Origin of the sequence: Xanthomonas sp. LF02-5 (assembly GCF_034105325.1) — a bacterium.
Classification (GTDB): domain Bacteria; phylum Pseudomonadota; class Gammaproteobacteria; order Xanthomonadales; family Xanthomonadaceae; genus Xanthomonas_A; species Xanthomonas_A sontii.
Genome location: NZ_JAXGGF010000003.1, coordinates 109,911 through 125,356, shown reverse-complemented (window position 1 = coordinate 125,356; position 15,446 = coordinate 109,911). Strand labels below are relative to the sequence as shown.

13 protein-coding genes are annotated in these 15,446 nt (G+C 71.1%); 5 read left to right on the top strand and 8 right to left on the bottom strand.

Annotation, left to right across the window (positions count from 1 at the left end; all coding sequences use genetic code 11):
- Positions 1 to 25: 25 nt before the first annotated feature.
- The 4 genes from SLW52_RS09665 to SLW52_RS09650 form a co-directional block, all read right to left on the bottom strand.
- Entirely contained in the window at positions 26 to 754 is a 729-nt protein-coding gene (locus tag SLW52_RS09665) for a hypothetical protein (RefSeq protein ID WP_267099681.1), read from the bottom strand.
- 86 nt (positions 755 to 840) lie between these two features.
- Complete coding sequence (locus SLW52_RS09660) at positions 841 to 2,445, bottom strand: rhamnogalacturonan lyase B N-terminal domain-containing protein (protein WP_320740260.1); 1,605 nt, start codon at positions 2,443 to 2,445, stop codon at positions 841 to 843.
- Positions 2,446 to 2,612: 167 nt separating this feature from the next.
- Complete coding sequence (locus tag SLW52_RS09655) at positions 2,613 to 3,902, bottom strand: amidohydrolase family protein (RefSeq protein WP_320740261.1); 1,290 nt, start codon at positions 3,900 to 3,902, stop codon at positions 2,613 to 2,615.
- Positions 3,899 to 5,299: an amidohydrolase gene (locus SLW52_RS09650; RefSeq protein ID WP_267099678.1), complete on the bottom strand. Its 1,401-nt coding sequence runs from the start codon at positions 5,297 to 5,299 to the stop codon at positions 3,899 to 3,901. The genes SLW52_RS09655 and SLW52_RS09650 overlap by 4 nt, the downstream gene beginning before the upstream one ends.
- A gap of 163 nt (positions 5,300 to 5,462) precedes the next feature.
- On the opposite strand from SLW52_RS09650, the gene SLW52_RS09645 reads away from it, so the two are divergent.
- Positions 5,463 to 6,008, top strand: a complete 546-nt coding sequence (locus tag SLW52_RS09645) for a DUF924 family protein (RefSeq protein ID WP_152239636.1) — start codon at positions 5,463 to 5,465, stop codon at positions 6,006 to 6,008.
- Positions 6,009 to 6,586: 578 nt separating this feature from the next.
- Here the strand turns inward: SLW52_RS09645 and grxD are convergent.
- Positions 6,587 to 7,513 (bottom strand): Grx4 family monothiol glutaredoxin, encoded by a 927-nt coding sequence (gene grxD, locus SLW52_RS09640; protein ID WP_267099677.1) that lies wholly within the window; start codon positions 7,511 to 7,513, stop codon positions 6,587 to 6,589.
- 43 nt (positions 7,514 to 7,556) lie between these two features.
- Between grxD and SLW52_RS09635 the strand changes: the two genes are divergently transcribed.
- A complete protein-coding gene (locus SLW52_RS09635; RefSeq protein WP_193314695.1) occupies positions 7,557 to 8,348 on the top strand; it encodes a polysaccharide deacetylase family protein in 792 nt (263 codons plus the stop codon).
- Between the two features lie 681 nt (positions 8,349 to 9,029).
- Here SLW52_RS09635 and SLW52_RS09630 read toward each other — a convergent pair.
- The 3 genes from SLW52_RS09630 to SLW52_RS09620 all read right to left on the bottom strand — a co-directional run bounded on the left by SLW52_RS09630 (position 9,030) and on the right by SLW52_RS09620 (position 11,780).
- Complete coding sequence (locus tag SLW52_RS09630; RefSeq protein WP_295918894.1) at positions 9,030 to 9,701, bottom strand: class I SAM-dependent methyltransferase; 672 nt, start codon at positions 9,699 to 9,701, stop codon at positions 9,030 to 9,032.
- Positions 9,702 to 9,758: 57 nt separating this feature from the next.
- The gene (locus SLW52_RS09625; protein WP_320740262.1) at positions 9,759 to 10,400 is read right to left on the bottom strand and encodes an SGNH/GDSL hydrolase family protein; all 642 of its coding nucleotides are present in this window, start codon (positions 10,398 to 10,400) and stop codon (positions 9,759 to 9,761) included.
- 102 nt (positions 10,401 to 10,502) lie between these two features.
- Positions 10,503 to 11,780 (bottom strand): pyridoxal phosphate-dependent aminotransferase, encoded by a 1,278-nt coding sequence (locus SLW52_RS09620; RefSeq protein ID WP_017910899.1) that lies wholly within the window; start codon positions 11,778 to 11,780, stop codon positions 10,503 to 10,505.
- Between the two features lie 308 nt (positions 11,781 to 12,088).
- On the opposite strand from SLW52_RS09620, the gene rsgA reads away from it, so the two are divergent.
- From rsgA to SLW52_RS09605, 3 genes are all read left to right on the top strand, one after another.
- Positions 12,089 to 13,201, top strand: coding sequence for a ribosome small subunit-dependent GTPase A (rsgA, locus tag SLW52_RS09615; RefSeq protein ID WP_320740263.1), 1,113 nt, complete (start codon positions 12,089 to 12,091; stop codon positions 13,199 to 13,201).
- Between the two features lie 8 nt (positions 13,202 to 13,209).
- On the top strand, positions 13,210 to 14,454 hold the full coding sequence (locus SLW52_RS09610; RefSeq protein WP_320740264.1) for a flavohemoglobin expression-modulating QEGLA motif protein: 1,245 nt from the start codon (positions 13,210 to 13,212) through the stop codon (positions 14,452 to 14,454).
- Between the two features lie 101 nt (positions 14,455 to 14,555).
- Positions 14,556 to 15,239, top strand: coding sequence for a type 1 glutamine amidotransferase domain-containing protein (locus SLW52_RS09605; protein ID WP_295933902.1), 684 nt, complete (start codon positions 14,556 to 14,558; stop codon positions 15,237 to 15,239).
- Positions 15,240 to 15,446 lie beyond the last annotated feature (207 nt).

Genomic DNA, 15,446 nt, shown 5'->3' with positions numbered 1-15,446 from the left:
ACGGGCGCCGCCGTTCCTGCCTGTCTCAGCGCGGCGGCGCCTTGCACAGTGCCGCGTTGTGCCAGGCGGCGCGGGCGATCGGCAGGAACCCGTCGGCATCGCTGGGCGGCAGGCTGTTGCGCACGTCCTCGGCACCGCTGCCGGCGCGTTCCAGCACCGGTGCCAGCGTGCGCAGGCAACCGGCGCGGTCGCCCAGGTGATACTGGGTCAGCGCCAGATCGGTGCGGACCTGCGCGGCGTCCAGCCAGAACAGGGTCTTGCCGCAGCCGTCCAGCAGTGCGGCCAGGGTGCGTTCGGCGTTGGCGTAGTCCTTGGCCTGGTACTGGCGCAGGAAGCGCGCGCGCGTGGCCTCCGCCGCCTCGGGCACGCAGGCCGGCGCGGCGCGTCGGTAGTCGCCTTCGAACCAGGCGCGTGCGCCGCAGTAGTCGCGGCAGCTGTCGGGCGTGAGCGCCTCGACCCGGATGGCGTCGCCCTCGGCGTGCAGGCGGGTGCGGCACAGCGACGCGGGATCGTCGTCGTGCGCGCGGGTGAAGCCGAGTTCGCCCTGCAGCGTGCCGTCCAGCGCACAGGTATGGCCGTTGGCGCCGGTGACGTCGAGCGAGAAGCCCAGACCGTCGGCGTCGCGCGCCACGTCGAGGCGGTCGCCGCCATCGGCGAGATAGACGCCGGGTGTGGGCGGCGCGGCGCCGGCGCCGCAGGCGAGGGCCAGCAGCGCCAGCGGCAGCAGGCGCTGGAGGGACAGCGAACCGCGCATCGGGATGTCTCCGTCGGGCCAGGGGCGCAGCGTAGCAGCGTGGCGACGTCCTCGCCGGCGCGTGTGGCGCGTCTGCCCGCAGCGCCTCACGGCGCGAGCCATTGCACGCTGTCGAAGACGATGCCCGGGCCGAGGAACCCGTTGTCCGGCGAGCCCGAGGCGACGTCGATGTCCAGCGTGTTGAGGCCTGCCTGCAGCGCGCTGGCCGGAATGTCGAACAGATAGACGGTGTTGTTGCCGCGGTAGGTGCCGCGGGTGATGCCGCGGCTGTCCGGCTGCTCCGGCCGCGGCGGCACGGGTCCGCTCCAGCGATCGTTCACCCGCAGCTGCGGACGGCCGCCGGCCTGGGTCAGGGTGACGAACAGACGCAGGCGGTAGGCGTGGACCTGTCCCGGCGAGAGCACGAAGGCGATGTGCGTGGGCGTGTTGACGCCGCGCCATTGCGCCGCCGGGAATGCGTCCAGAGAGTCGTGGCCCACGCGATAGGTCAGCGGTCCCCATGGCGCCATGCGCCGATCGGAGGGATGCGCGCGCGCCAGCAACGCGGCGTTGCGGAAACCGGCCGGCGTGCCATCGGGATCGCCGATCTGCCAGATCGCCTGGCCCGGCAGCGGCACCGCGTGCAGCTCGGCCTGCGCGGTGGCCGCGGCTGCGATCTGCACGGTGTCGTGGGCCACCTCCAGCTCGTTCTGGTACAGCGCGATACGGTACGCGCCGGGGCGGATGCCGGCGATGCGGAAGCGGCCGTCGGCATCGGCCCTGGCCCAGTACTGCGCCTGCGCGTTGCGCAGGGCCACCACTGCCGGCTGCCCTGCGTCGATGCCGGAGACCTGGCCGGCCACCGCACCCCGCGCTTCCGCGCCCAGAAAGCCTTGCAAGCCCAGCGACGCGTCGACGAAGCGCAGGTCCGGCGGCACCTGCGCTTCCGCGCCGCCGCGGCTGAACTGCAGCACGTACACCCCGTGCAGGCCGCCGCGGTAGGGTTCGGTCTGGGTGTGGTTGGAGAACATGTAGTTGTACAGCTCGTGGGTGCGCGTGGTCCGCTGCGTGGCGATGTCCTTGAAGAACGGCCCGCCGGCGCTGTGTTCGCGATCGCCCATCCACATCCGCACGGCGAGGCCGGGGCCGCTGACGCCATGCACGCTGTCGTCGATCGCGCGCCGTGCCGAGTAGAACTTGGAGCTGGTGCGGCCGTCCGGCAGCAGGAATACGTCCTTGCCTTCGATCGCGGTGCCGATGTTGGAATCCGGTTCGCGCTCGGCGTCGGGCAGCTTGGTTGCGTCGAGGCGGGCGATGAAGCGCAGTTCGCCGACCGGCAGCAGGGTCGGCGCATAGGTGGCCAGGTAGAGCGCGTCGCGGCCCTTGCGCGCCATGTAGTACTGCACCAGGTCGCCAGCGCTGGCCGAGACCACGATGGTGTCGCCGACAGTGCGTGCGGCGACGCGGGCGCTGCCCAGGCCCGAGGCGATCTGCGAGTGCTTGGCTTCCGGACTCTCCAGTTCGACGCCGCGGTAGCGCATGGAGACCACGTCGCCGGTGCGGGCGTCCACGCTGAACTGCAAATCGGCGCCGCTGTCGACGACGAAGCGATCGCCGACCCGAGCGACGCCGAAATCGGCTGCGTTTGCCAGCACGGGTGCCGCGGCGTACAGGGCGAGGCAGCACAGCAGCAGGCGAAGCAAGCAGGGCATGGCGGCGCGGGCGACGGCAGCGAGGCGCACAGCCTACTGCGCGCGGACGCGGACGCGATGCCGTTTCCGCGCGGCGGTGGGGCAGCGCTCAGGTGCGCATTGCGGGGCGTCGCCACCGGCGGGACGGCATCGTCAGTGCGATGCCGTCCCGGCGTGCTCGACGCGGTTTAGTGCGTGTACGCCTTCGGCAGCGCGCCGTTCTGCTGCATGTAGCGGTCGCGCAGTTCGGTCTGCCGCGAGCGCATCGGGATGGCGCGGCCACCCAGCCAGACCTGTTCGGCGTAATGCGCCACGTCCAGCGGGTCGCCTTCCCACAGCACCAGGTCGGCGAGCTTGCCCGGGGCGATGCTGCCCAGACGGTCGCCCACGCCGAAGGCCTCGGCCGGGACCCGGGTCAGGCCGGCCAGGGCGGCGTCCCACGGCAGCCCGTGCGCGACCGCGTTGCCGGCCAGCTGCCGCTGCTTGCGCGCGTTGTGCGCGCCGTCGCCGCCCTGGGTGAAGCTCACCGCCACGCCGGCGGCGTCAAGGTGCGCGGCGTTCTCCAGGGTGGCGCCGATCTGGTCGAAGCTGGCCGGCAGGTCGTCCAGCGCATTGACGAACACCGGCACCTGCGCCTTCGCCAGTTCCGGCGCCAGCTTCCAGGCCTCGTCGCCGCCGGCGATGGCGATGCGCACCTTCTCGCGTTGTGCCCAACGCAGCAGTTGGCGGATGTCTGCCGCGCGGTTCACCGTGACCACGATGCGGCCCTGGCCGGCGAGATAGTGCGCCAGCACCGCGCGTCCGGCCGGGGTCAGCAGCGCATGCGGCGAATCGGCGGGCATGCGCCCGCGCGCTTCGGCCACCAACTGGTCGAGCAGCATCCACTGCGCCGCGCGCGACTTGCCGCTCAGTTCCAGCGCATCGCTGCCCAGATGCAGGTACAGCGCGCGCGGGCCGATCGGGTCGGCGCCGCCGTCCAGGCGCATCACCGCGCCCTGGCCGGCGACGAAGGCGCCGCCGGTGTTGGCGCCGAGCGCGGTGAAGCCGATGCCTTCCACCCGTGCGACCGGGATCAGCACCGATTCGGGGTTGTAGGCCAGGGTCACGTCGAACTCCGGGCGCATCGGCTGGTCGTGCGGCAGTGTCAGCGTGCTGTCGACGGTGGAGGCCTCGCCGGAGACCTCCTCGATGCCGATCTCGGTGATGCCGCCGAACAGCGCCGGGGTCAGCGGCCGGCCCTGGGCCTCGACCACGGCGACGCCGGCCGGCGCGCTCAGGCCGGGGCCGACCGCGCGGATCACGCCGCCCTGGACCAGCACGTCGGCATTGGCGAGGGTGCCGCGGGCGCTGGCGGTGTGCACGGTGGCGCCGCGGATCAGTACGTCCTGGGCGAACCCGGGCGTGCTGCCGAGCAGCAGGCAGGCGGCCAGGGCCAGGCGCTGCGCCAGGCGACGGGACGAGAGCAGGGCGCGGCTCATCGGGCAGCCTCCTGGCCGAGCATGAAATCGGAGGTCGGTTGCAGGCGGCGGTCGGCGCGGTCGTAGACCTGCGCGCCGTCGATGTAGACCTTGTCGGCCAGGGCGTAGGAGCTGAAGGGATTGCCGTTCCACAGCACCACGTCGGCCATCTTGCCCGGCTCCAGCGAACCGGTCTGCTTGTCGATGCCCAGCGCCTTGGCCGGGTTGCTGGTCAGCCAGCGGATGGCGCGTTCGGGCGGGATGTCCATGCCGGCACGGCGACCGGCGGCCATCGCCTTGGCCGCTTCCTGGTTGAGCCGCTGGATGCCTTCCTCCGAGTCCGAGTGCACGATCGCGCAGCCGTTGGCGGGGCGGTCGACCAGGGCGATGTTCTCCTGGATGCCGTCGAAGGCCTCCATCTTGAAGCCCCACCAGTCCGCCCACAGCGCGCCGCAGACGTTCTCCTGGGCCAGGCGGTCGGCGATCTTGTAGGCCTCCACGCCATGGTGGAAGGCGGCGATCTTGAAGCCGAACTCCTTGGCCAGGTCGAGCATGGTGGTCATCTCGTCGGCGCGGTAGCAGTGGATGTGCACGCGGATGTCGCCATTGATGGCGCCGGCCAGCGTGTCCAGCTTGAGGTCGCGCTTGCCGCCGCTGTCGCCGCTGCTGTCGTTGTCACCGTTGCCGCGGCTCCACCAGTGGCGCTTGGGCGGGCTCTTCTGCTTGGGCGCGTTCTTGCGCAGGTATTCGCTGGCGTCGATGAAGGCGGCGCGGTAGCCGGCGACGTTGCCCATGCGCGTGGACGGGCCGCCCTTCTCGCCGTACACCCGCTTGGGGTTCTCGCCGCAGGCCATCTTCAGGCCCCACGGCGCGCCCGGGAACTTCATCGCCTGGTAGGTGGTGGCCGGCACGTTCTTCAACGTGACGCCGCGGCCGCCGACCAGATTGGCCGAGCCGGGCAGCACCTGCAGCGCGGTGACGCCGCCGGCCAGCGCGGTGCCGAAGCCGGGATCCTGCGGCCAGATCGAATGCTCGGCCCACACGTTCGGGGTCACCGGTGCGGTCGCTTCGTTGCCGTCGCTGTGCGCGCTGACGCCCGGGCTGGGATACACGCCCAGGTGCGAGTGCACGTCGATGATGCCGGGCGTCACCCACTTGCCGTGGCCGTCGATGCGGGTGGCGTTGGCCGGCGCGGCCAGCGCGCGGCCGACCGCCTGCACGCGGCCGTCCTGCAGCAGCACGTCGGCATCGTCCAGGCGCTCGCCGGTGCCGGTGAGCACGGTGGCGTGTTCGATCAGCACCGGCACCGACGCCAGCGCGCGATAGGTGCTGGGATAGGGATCGTCGACAAAACGCGAGGCCGCGGCGGCCGGGCCGCACAACGCCACGCCCAGGCAGGCGAGCAACAGATGACGCATCGAATTTTCCCCGGAAGATGAATCCGGCCCTTGCGGCCGTGCCCGCACGCTAGCCCGAGCCGGCGCGCTTGCCAAGTGCGGGTGCGGCATCGGCGCGCCCGGCTGCACCGGATCGCGACGCGGAACCTGTTATGCAGCGCGATTCTCGCCCATGGACACCGCAATGACCGACACCCCTGCGCGCACCGTCGTGGACTTCTGGCGCAGTGCCGGCCGCGAACGCTGGTTCGCCGCCAACGACTCCTTCGACGCCAATGTCCGCCAGCACCTGCTGGAGGCGCATCACGCCGCCGCGCGCGGCGAACGCAGCGACTGGCTGACCGACGCCGAAGGCGCGCTGGCGCTGCTGCTGTTGCTCGACCAGGTGCCGCGCAACGTGTTCCGCGGTAGCGCGCACGCCTTCGCCACCGACGGCCTGGCCTGCCGCTATGCCGACCAGGCGCTGGCGGCAGGGTTCGACCAGGAGACCGACGCGGAACTGCGGATGTTCTTCTACCTGCCCTACACGCATGCCGAGGACGCGGCGCGGCAGCGCCAGGCGGTGGAGCTGTTCAGCGCGCTCGGCGATGCGGAGTCGCTGCAGTGGGCGGTGGTGCACGAAGACGTGATCCAGCGCTTCGGTCGTTTCCCGCACCGCAATATGGCGCTGGGGCGCACGACGACAGCCGAAGAGCAGGCGTTCCTGGATGCGGGTGGGTTTGCCGGGTGAGGGAAGGGGGCCTGCGCGTTCGCTGCGTCATGGCAGCGTAGCCAGTGACGCATTGGATGTCATTGCAGTCGGGACAGAAGCCCCTCCCACAGGGCGACATCAGGCTGCTGGCGCGGCCGCCAGCATTCGCCTGGTACACGCACCGAAGATAAGGAATGCGCTTCTTGTGGGAGCGGCTTCAGCCGCGACGAGCGAAGCCATCGGCGCATTCGACCTCATTGCAGTCGGGACTGGAGTCCTTCCCACAGGGCGACATCAGGCTGCTGGCGCGGCCGCCAGCATTCGCCTGGTACGCGTACCAGAAACAAGGAATTCGCGTCTTGTGGGAGCGGCTTCAGCCGCGACGAGCGAAGCCATCGGCGCATTCGACCTCATTGCAGTCGGGACTGAAGTCCCTCCCACAGGGAGCGCCGGACTTCGGTGCTGCCGTCAGCACTTGCGCAAGACGCCAGGCGAGTGTGTGCCCAGGGTAGGAGCGTGTGCGTGTGGCGATCGCGGCGCGCGGGCACAAAAAAGGGCGATCGTTCGATCGCCCTTTCGGCACGTCCGCACGGGACGCAAACCACGAGGTACCCGACTCAGTACTTCGGCACGCTGCCGTCGACCTGGTCGGTCCAGGCGTCGATGCCGCCGACCACGTTGTGCACCTTGCTGAAGCCAAGCGAGCGGAAATGCTCGGCCGCCTGCGCGCTGCGGCCGCCGTGGTGGCACAGGAAGGCCAGCGCGGTGTCCTTCGGCAGCGCTTCCAGTTGCGCGCGCTGCTCGCCGTCGAGGGTGCGGAACGGCACATTGACCGCTGCCACCGCGCGCTCTTCCGGCGGACGCACGTCCACCAGGAGCAGGCCGCCGGCGCGTACCTGGTCGTCGGCGTCGCGCGGGCTGAGGTCCTGCACCGGCTTGGGCGCATTGGGATTGTCGATCGCCAGGCCGCGGCCGCGGATGTCGTCCACCCAGTCGATGGTGATGCCGTCGGCGCGGCGCGCGCTGCCCAGGTCGAACTGCACGCGCAGGCCGTTGGACTCGGCGGCGATGGCGTTGGGATCGGTCGGCGCCAGCTGGAAGTTCGGCTGGAACTGCGCGTCGATCGCCAGCGCCAGGCTCGCGCCCGGGGCGTCGGCCAGCGCGCCGCGCAGCATCTCGGCGGCGGCGTCGGTGATGGTGATCGACGGCGGGGTGCGGTCCGGCGCGGCCACGCCGAGCAGTTCGCTCAGCTCGCCGCTGCCGGCCATCTGCAGGATGATGTCGCTGCCGCCGATCAGCTCGCCGTCCACGTACAGCTGCGGGATGGTCGGCCAGTCGCCGTAGACCTTGATGCCCTCGCGGATGTCCTGGTCGGCCAGCACGTTGACGTGGGCGAAGTCGACGCCGAGCTCGTTCAGCGCGCCCACCGCCTTGGCGGAGAACCCGCACTGCGGCATGCTCGGCTGGCCTTTCATGAACAGCACGACGCGGTTGGAGCTGAGCAGCGTTTCGATACGGGAGCGCAGGGCGGGGTCGAGGGACATGGCAGGCAGTCGTCGCAGAGTCGGACCGGTCATTCTACGCCGCATGGCATCATGGGGCATGACAGTTCCGGAAACGCTGCATCGCATCCCGCGCCACCCGTACCGCTGGCTGCCCTGGGCGCTGGCCTCGCAGGCGCTGGTGGCGGGGCTGTGGTGGGCGTATGGCTGGCCAGTCGGCCTGCCGGCGCTGCTGCTGTCGCACGCGGCGCTGGTGTTGCCGGTGTTCCTGCCGCGGGCGCGGCTGTACGCGCCGGTGCTGGACCGCCTGCCCGGCAGCGCGCCGCGGGTGTGGCTGACCATCGACGACGGCCCCTCCGACGACACCGTGGCGATCCTGGACCTGCTCGACCGCCACCAGGCCAAGGCCACGTTCTTCCTGGTCGGTGCCCGCGCCGCCGCGCGCCCGCAACTGGTACGCGAGATCCTGCGCCGCGGCCACGGCATCGGCAACCACAGCCAGCACCATCCGCAGGCGTGGTTCTGGGCGCTGGGGCCACGGCGCATGGCGCAGGAAATCGGCCAGGCGCAGCAGACCCTGGCCGCGATCGCCGGCACTGCGCCGCGCTGGTACCGCTCGGTGGTGGGCATGACCAACCCTTTCGTCGCCGCACCGCTGCGCCAGCACGGCCTCACCCGGGTGGCCTGGAGCGCGCGCGGCTTCGATGGCGTGCGCTGCGACCCCGCGATCACCGTCGCGCGCATCGCCCGCGATCTGCGCCCCGGCGCCATCGTGCTGCTGCACGAGGGCGCGGCGCACGGGCACAATCCGGCGATCGTGGAGGGGGTGTTGCAGGCGTTGCAGGCGCGCGGGCTGGAGACGATCCGCCCGACCTGAGGCTGGACGCGCTTCCCCGCTTGCTCTGTGGCGTGGTGCCGATGCGCATACGCTGCGGCGGCCGTGTGCATGCACGTGGCGGCATGCCGACAGGCTCCCGAGGGGTATCTGTCGCTCGCTGCACGGAGTGGTCGGCGCATGCGGCGAAGGCATGACCATCCGGCGTGTGCAGATGTAGTGCAGGCAGCATGGCGCAAGGCCCGGCTGCGCTTTCATCTGGTGCGCTTGTAACTGCGCACCTCCCAGCCGTCTCGCAGGCGAGTGACGAAGCAGTCGTAGCCTGCCGCGTGCTGCGCGTCGAAGTACTGGTGCATCTCGGTGCGGTCCGCGAAGACGCGTCGCACGTCCGCGGTCTGGCGCCGCGACGGTGAGCGAATAGCCGCAGCGATCCCTCGCAATGTCGCCAGTAGTGGCGCAACATCCATGTGTCCCTCTGCCGAGTCCGTGGCTGGTCGGGCGGACTATCGCACACCTGAAAACCGTCCGCCAGGAACCGCCAGAGGCCGTCTTTCGCGCACTGCTGCCTTCAGTGCATGGAGGCCATCTCCATGCCGCTGTGCGGCGGCATGGCAGCTTGCAGCGGGGAACGCGCCGACGCGGAGGGCGCTTGCTGTCGCGCGCGCGGGACCTCGATCGGCGAGAAGGTCGTGCAGACCGGGAGTTCGCGCGACAGCTGCGACGTCAACGCGGCTCCGCCACGATCAGCCAGTTGTTGAACGGCGTGTTGCCGTACAACGGCGCGAAGCTGGCGCGCAGGCCGGCGGCGTCGAGCTGGGCCTGCAGGCTGTCGCGGGTGGGGTAGGCCTTGGGCAGTTCCTGCATCCAGCCGGCCAGGTGCGCGAGCACGTCGGTGATGCGGCTGGTGCGGCCGCGGCCGCTGGCATCGCCCAGGCCGCTGCGGATCACCAGCTTGGCGCCGGGCGTGAGCATGCGCGCCACGCTGCGGATCAGGTTGGACTGCATGTCGCGGTCCAGGTACTGCAGCACGTCCAGGATCGCGACGCTGCCGTGGTGCTCGGGCCAGGACTGGCCCAGGTCGACCACCGCGAAATGCGTGTCCTGCAGCCTGTTGCGGGCGGCGATGGCGCCGGCGCGGCGGATCTTGGCCGCGTCGATGTCCACGCCGTGGTAGCGCTGGCGCTGGCCGTCGGCGCGCAGCGCATGCGCGAGCAGGCCCAGCCCGCAACCCAGGTCCAGCACCGGCGCGTCGGTACCGCGCAGCGCGGCGAGCACGCCGGGGTAGAGCGGATCGGTGCGCAGCTTGGTGCGTGTGTAGTAGTAGTCGTAGCGGTTGCCCAACGGATGCGTAGGCAGGAAGGCGCGGGCGATGGCCAGGGCCTGCGGGCGGGTCATGGGCTGGGTGGTGCTGGCGTCGCGCAATGTCGGTCCTTGGCAGCGGGCGTACGCCAGCTAGGCTAACGCATCGCGTGCCGCCGGCAACAGCCGCGCGGTCCAGCGCGCATACATCGCCGCCGACGGATGCAGCCCGTCCGCGGCGAGCATCGCCGGGTCGCCGCCGCCATCGCGGCTGCAGCCGGTGATGTCGACGAAGCGCACCGCGCGCGCGGCGCAGCAGGCCTGCGCGGCGGCGTTGAAGGCATCGATCTGCGCGGCGATGCGCGCCGGATCGTGGGCGGGCGGCTGCGCGAAGGCGGTCACGCCCCAGTCCGGGATCGACACCGCCAGCACCCGCTGCGGCCGCGCGTCGGCGAAACCGATCGCACGCTGCAGCAGCGCGTCGAACTGCGCGCGGTAGTCGTCGAGCGGGTAGCCGCGGTACTGGTTGTTGACGCCGATCAGCAGCGTCACCAGGTCGAACGGTCCCTGCGGCGCGGCCGTGTCGATGCCGGCGTCCAGTTCGTCGGTGGTCCAGCCGGTGGTGGCGACGATCTGCGGATCGGCCAGCGCGATGCCATCGCGGCGCAACGCCGCGGCCAGTTGCATCGGCCAGCGTCCGTCGGCGTCAACACCTTCGCCGATCGTGTAGGAATCGCCCAGCGCCAGGTAGCGCAGCGGTGTGTGCTCAGGCGTGGCGAAACTGCCTTTGCTCATCTAAACGGAACCGGCAGCTGCCATATCACCGGGATACGCGATCCAGGAACGGCGCACGCTTAGCCATTCCCAATTCCCAATTCCCGATTCGCCAGTCCCCACTCACCGCCCCACAGCCGCCCGCGGCTTCAGCGGCACCACCTTGGTGGCATCCTCGGCGCGGCGTGCCAGCACGCGGTCGATGCGCGCGAACACCTCGCGCATCGTCGCCGCCTCCGGCAGCAGGGTGACGCGGAAATGGTGCCGGTAGGGCACGTTGAAGCTGGAGCCTGGCACCACCAGCACGCCTTCCTGTTCCATCAGCTCCAGGGCGAACGCGTGGTCGTCGAACCCGCGCGCGGCGGCGCCGACCACCGCCGGGAATGCGTACAGCGCGCCGGCCGGCTGCACCAGCGACAGGTGCTCGCTGGCCGCGCAGGCCTCGAGTACCGCGCGGCGCGTTTCGTACAGGCGTCCACCCGGGGCGCACAGCGGCGAGATCGTGTCCGGGCCGTTGACCGCGGCATCGATGGCGAACTGGCCGGGGACGTTTGCGCACAGGCGCAGCGCGCCGAGCAGGTCCATGGCGTTGCGGAAATCGCCGACGCGCTCGGCGTCGCCCGACAGCAGCGCCCAGCCCACGCGCCAGCCGCAGGCGCGGTGCACCTTGCTCAGGCCGCCGAAGCTGATGCACGGATGCGCGCCGGCCAGCGGTGCCACCGACACGAATTCCGCGTCGTCGTACAGCACCTGGTCGTAGATCTCGTCGACCATCAGCAGCAGGTTGTGCTTGACCGCGATGGCGACGATCTTCTCCAGCAGCGCCCGCGAGTAGCTGGCGCCGCTGGGGTTGTTCGGGTTGATCAGCACGATGGCGCGGGTGCGCGAGGACACCAGCGTCTCGATCTCCACCGGGTCGGGCTGGAAGCCGTTCTCCGGCGCGCAGCGGTAGTACACCGGGCGGCCGTCGTTGAGGATGGTGGCCGCCGACCACAGCGGGTAGTCGGGCGAGGGCACCAGCACTTCGTCGCCGGGGTTGAGCAGCGCGCGCAGCGACAGGTCGATCAGCTCGCTGACGCCGTTGCCGACGAAGATGCGGTCCGGGTGCGCGTCCGGATGCTGGCGCCGGGCGTAGGCCGCGGCGATCGCCTCGCGCGCCTCCGGCAGGCCCTGCTGGTGGGTGTAGGGATCGGTGCGGCCCATGTCGTCGGCGATCGCGCGCTGCAGATGTTCCGGGGCACGGAAGCCGAACGCGCCGGGATTGCCGATGTTGAGCTTGATCAGTTTGCGCCCCTGGGCCTCCAGCTCGCGGGCTCGCCGTGCCAGTTCGCCGCGGATCTCGTAGCGGACTTCGGACAGGCGTTCGCGGATCGCGAGCGGCTTGATCGGCAGGGTGGGCATCGCATTGGCCGGTGGGGCGTGGGACCTGCATGGTAGCGGAAATGTGACACCGCGGCGGGGCGGTGGGGCGCCGTGGTGGCGGGTCGTCTACGGCGCCCGGCCGCCAAGCTTGGCGCTGCGACGGGCGTGGCGCGATGGCTGGCCCGTGTGGCGGCCACACACGTGTCGCGCGGGTCATGCGCCGCTGCTGGCGACTCCCGGGGCGCCGCCTGCGGCGCTGGCCAACCACGCAAGGCGCCGCCCTGCGCGTGTCCCAGTGACCGCCCTGCGCTCACCTTTGGGCGCGGCACACCCTCTAGAATCCGCGCATGACCTCCTCCCCGATCGACTTCGACGCGTTGCGCCCCATCGGCTGGCCCTGGCCCGGATTGCCCGAGGAGCCGGCCTGGCGCGCGCTGTTCGACGCGCATCCGCAGGCGCGGCCGGCGCGGGTGGTGGAGCAGCACCGCACCGGCTATGTGGTCGCCGATGCGGTGGACACCGGATTCAAGGTCGAATCGCTGCCGGACTGGCAGCGGCCGCGCTTTCCCAGCCACGAGCGCGCCGCGGTCGGCGACTGGGTGTTGCTGGAGGACACGCGCATCGTCGCCTTGCTGCCGCGGCGCACCGCGATCAAGCGCGGCGCCGCCGGCGAGCACTACCACCAGCAGGTGATCGCGGCCAACATCGATACGGTGTTCATCGTCTGCGGCCTGGATGCGGACTTCAATCCGCGTCGGATCGAGCGCTATCTGCTGCTGGTGGGCGGCGGCGGTGCGGCGCCGGTGGTGGTGCTGACCAAGGCCGACCTCACCGAGTACGCCGACGATGCGCTGGCGGTGCTGGAGGAACTGGCGGCGCAGGCGATTCCGCTGCTCACGGTCAACGCCCGTCAGGCCGACAGTGTCGACGCGCTGCGGCCGTGGCTGGGGCCGGGGCAGACCGCAGTGCTGGTCGGCTCGTCCGGTGCCGGCAAGTCCACCCTCACCAACACCTTGCTCGGCGTGCAGAAGATGCGCACCGCGGCGGTGCGCGCCACCGACTCGCGCGGCCGCCACACCACCACCCATCGCGCGCTGCTGCCGCTGCCATCCGGCGCCTGCCTGATCGACACGCCGGGCATGCGCGAACTCAAGCCCACTGGCGAGGAAGACCTGGCCGAGGGCGGCTTCGCCGACATCGAGGCGCTGGCCGTGCAGTGCCGCTTCAACGACTGCGCGCACCAGGCCGAACCGGGCTGTGCGGTGCAGGCGGCGATCGAGCGCGGCGAGATCGAGGAGGCGCGCTTGGCCAATTACCTGAAGCTGCGCGACGAGGTCGCCGGCGCCGCCGGCAAGCTGGCGCAGCGCCAAGCGCAGAACGCGGCCGCCGGCCGCGGCGGCAAGCCCAGCGGTGGCAAACCGGGCGGCAAGCGTCCGCCACCGCGCACCCTGCGCCGCTGACGTCGGCCGTGGCCAAGCGCGTGCTGCCGGTCGAGATCCGCCACCATGCCGCGCTCGACGCGCGGCTGGTCAAGGCGGTGCGCGGCATCCGCCTGCTGGCCCTGGCCAGTTGGCCGGTGGCGCTGCAGGCGCCGTTCCTGGAGAGCGTGGCGCGCGGCCAGCCGCAACTGCCGCAGGTGGACTACCCCAGGCTGGATTTCGCCGACACCCGCCGCGAGCTCGGGGCGATCGCCGAGGCCGCCGATCCGGCACATCCGCTCGGCGCCTACCTGCAGGCCTCGGTGCACAGCTGGGATCTGGCCGCCGCCCTGCTCGAAGTGCTCGGCACGCCGGCGGTGGGCACGTATTCGGCGCAGTTGTTCGGCGTGCCGGACGACCCGATGCCTGGCCACGGTCCCACCACCCGCGAGGCCGCCGGCCATTTCATCCGCATCGCCCAGGAACTGGACCGCGAGTTGTTCTCGGCCGAGGAGCAGGTGCCGGTGTCGGCCACCGCGTTGCGCCTGCTGTTGCAGCGCGATCTGGACGAATTCTTCGGCACGCGGGTGATCACGGTGGAACTGGATCCGGACCTGCTGGCCAAGGCCGCCGCCGGCGCGCAGCGCATCCGCCTGCGCTCCGGCGCGCACTTCAGCGACTACGACCGCGCGCAACTGTTCCACCACGAGGCGCTGGTGCATTCGCTGACCGCGCTCAACGGCCGGCAACAGGCGCAGCTGCCGAGCCTGGCGCTGTCCTCGCCGCGCACCACCGCCACCCAGGAAGGCCTGGCGACCTTCGCCGAGCAGATCACCGGCAGCATCGACATCGAGCGCATGAAGCGGATCAGTCTGCGCATCGAGGCGATCGCGCTGGCCCGCGACGGCGCCGACTTCATCGAGGTGTTCCGCTACTTCGATGCGGCCGGGCAATCGCCTGCGGAGAGTTTCTCCTCGGCGCAGCGCGTGTTCCGCGGCGTGCCGACCACCGGCGGCGCCGCATTCACCAAGGACACCGTGTACCTGCGCGGGCTGGTGTCGGTGCACACCTTCTTCCGCCAGGCGCTGCAGCGCGACCGGCTGCCGCTGTGCCGCTGGTTGTTCGCCGGCAAGATGGCGTTGGAGGACGTGGCCGCGTTCGCGCCGCTGTTCGAGTCCGGCGTGCTGGCGCCGCCGCGCTGGTTGCCGACCTGGGTCGCGCGCGCCAGCGGCCTGGCCGGGATGCTGGCGTTCTCGCTGTTCGCCAACCGCATCCGCATGGACCAGGTGGACTGAACGGCGCCACGCGGCGCTCACCCGCCGCGAATGTGCGGCTGCCGATACTGCGGCGCCCGGCCTGCCTCCGCATGGCCGCTTCCCCTCACAAGGAGATCCGCATGAAGATCCTGATGGTGCTGACGTCGCACGACCAGCTTGGCGACACCGGCCACAAGACCGGCTTCTGGCTGGAAGAATTCGCCGCGCCGTACTACACGTTCAAGGATGCCGGCGCCGAGATCACGCTGGCCTCGCCCAAGGGCGGGCAGCCGCCGCTGGACCCGAAGAGCGATGCGCCGGACGCACAGACCGAAGCGACCCGCCGCTTCAAGGACGACTCGGCGGCGCAGCAGCAATTGGCGAGCACGCATCCGCTGGCATCGGTACGCGTGAACGACTACGACGCGCTGTTCTACCCGGGCGGCCACGGCCCGCTGTGGGACTTGGCCGAGGACCGCGATTCCATCGCCCTGATCGAAGCGTTCGCGCACGCCGACAAGCCGGTCGGCTTCGTCTGCCACGCGCCGGGCGTGCTGCGCCGGGTGAGCGCGGCCGATGGCTCGCCGCTGGTGAAGGGCCGTCGCGTCACCGGCTTCACCAACAGCGAGGAAGCCGCGGTGGGCCTGACCGACGTGGTGCCATTCCTGGTCGAGGACGAACTGCAGCGCCTGGGCGGCCAGTACAGCAAGGTCGCCGACTGGGGCGTGCATGTGGTCGAGGACGGCCGTTTGGTCACCGGGCAGAACCCGGCTTCGTCCGAGGCGGCGGCCGAGGCGTTGCTGGGAATGCTGCGCGGGAAGTGAGTGCTCACCGAGCGCGATGATGGCAAGGCCAACTTGCCATCACCGCATAAGGGGCGCTTCGGTTCCTGGTGATGGCGCAGCGCTTGAAGGTCGCGTTGATAGCCCGCCTTGTAGTGCTCCACTAGACGCACCCTTGCTCCGGGATCCGTAGGAGCGGCTTCAGCCGCGACGGGCGTTCGCACTGATGCCGGTCGCGGCTGAAGCCGC

What these genes read in the sequence shown, in the direction of transcription:
- SLW52_RS09630 (WP_295918894.1), bottom strand. Translation starts at nt 9,701, where the DNA reads ATGACCCGCCCGCAGGCCCTGGCCATCGCCCGCGCCTTCCTGCCTACG.
- SLW52_RS09605 (WP_295933902.1), top strand. Translation starts at nt 14,556, where the DNA reads ATGAAGATCCTGATGGTGCTGACGTCGCACGACCAGCTTGGCGACACC.
- SLW52_RS09625 (WP_320740262.1), bottom strand. Translation starts at nt 10,400, where the DNA reads ATGAGCAAAGGCAGTTTCGCCACGCCTGAGCACACACCGCTGCGCTAC.
- SLW52_RS09650 (WP_267099678.1), bottom strand. Translation starts at nt 5,299, where the DNA reads ATGCGTCATCTGTTGCTCGCCTGCCTGGGCGTGGCGTTGTGCGGCCCG.
- rsgA (WP_320740263.1), top strand. Translation starts at nt 12,089, where the DNA reads ATGACCTCCTCCCCGATCGACTTCGACGCGTTGCGCCCCATCGGCTGG.
- grxD (WP_267099677.1), bottom strand. Translation starts at nt 7,513, where the DNA reads ATGTCCCTCGACCCCGCCCTGCGCTCCCGTATCGAAACGCTGCTCAGC.
- SLW52_RS09635 (WP_193314695.1), top strand. Translation starts at nt 7,557, where the DNA reads ATGGCATCATGGGGCATGACAGTTCCGGAAACGCTGCATCGCATCCCG.
- SLW52_RS09620 (WP_017910899.1), bottom strand. Translation starts at nt 11,780, where the DNA reads ATGCCCACCCTGCCGATCAAGCCGCTCGCGATCCGCGAACGCCTGTCC.
- SLW52_RS09660 (WP_320740260.1), bottom strand. Translation starts at nt 2,445, where the DNA reads ATGCCCTGCTTGCTTCGCCTGCTGCTGTGCTGCCTCGCCCTGTACGCC.
- SLW52_RS09655 (WP_320740261.1), bottom strand. Translation starts at nt 3,902, where the DNA reads ATGAGCCGCGCCCTGCTCTCGTCCCGTCGCCTGGCGCAGCGCCTGGCC.
- SLW52_RS09645 (WP_152239636.1), top strand. Translation starts at nt 5,463, where the DNA reads ATGACCGACACCCCTGCGCGCACCGTCGTGGACTTCTGGCGCAGTGCC.
- SLW52_RS09665 (WP_267099681.1), bottom strand. Translation starts at nt 754, where the DNA reads ATGCGCGGTTCGCTGTCCCTCCAGCGCCTGCTGCCGCTGGCGCTGCTG.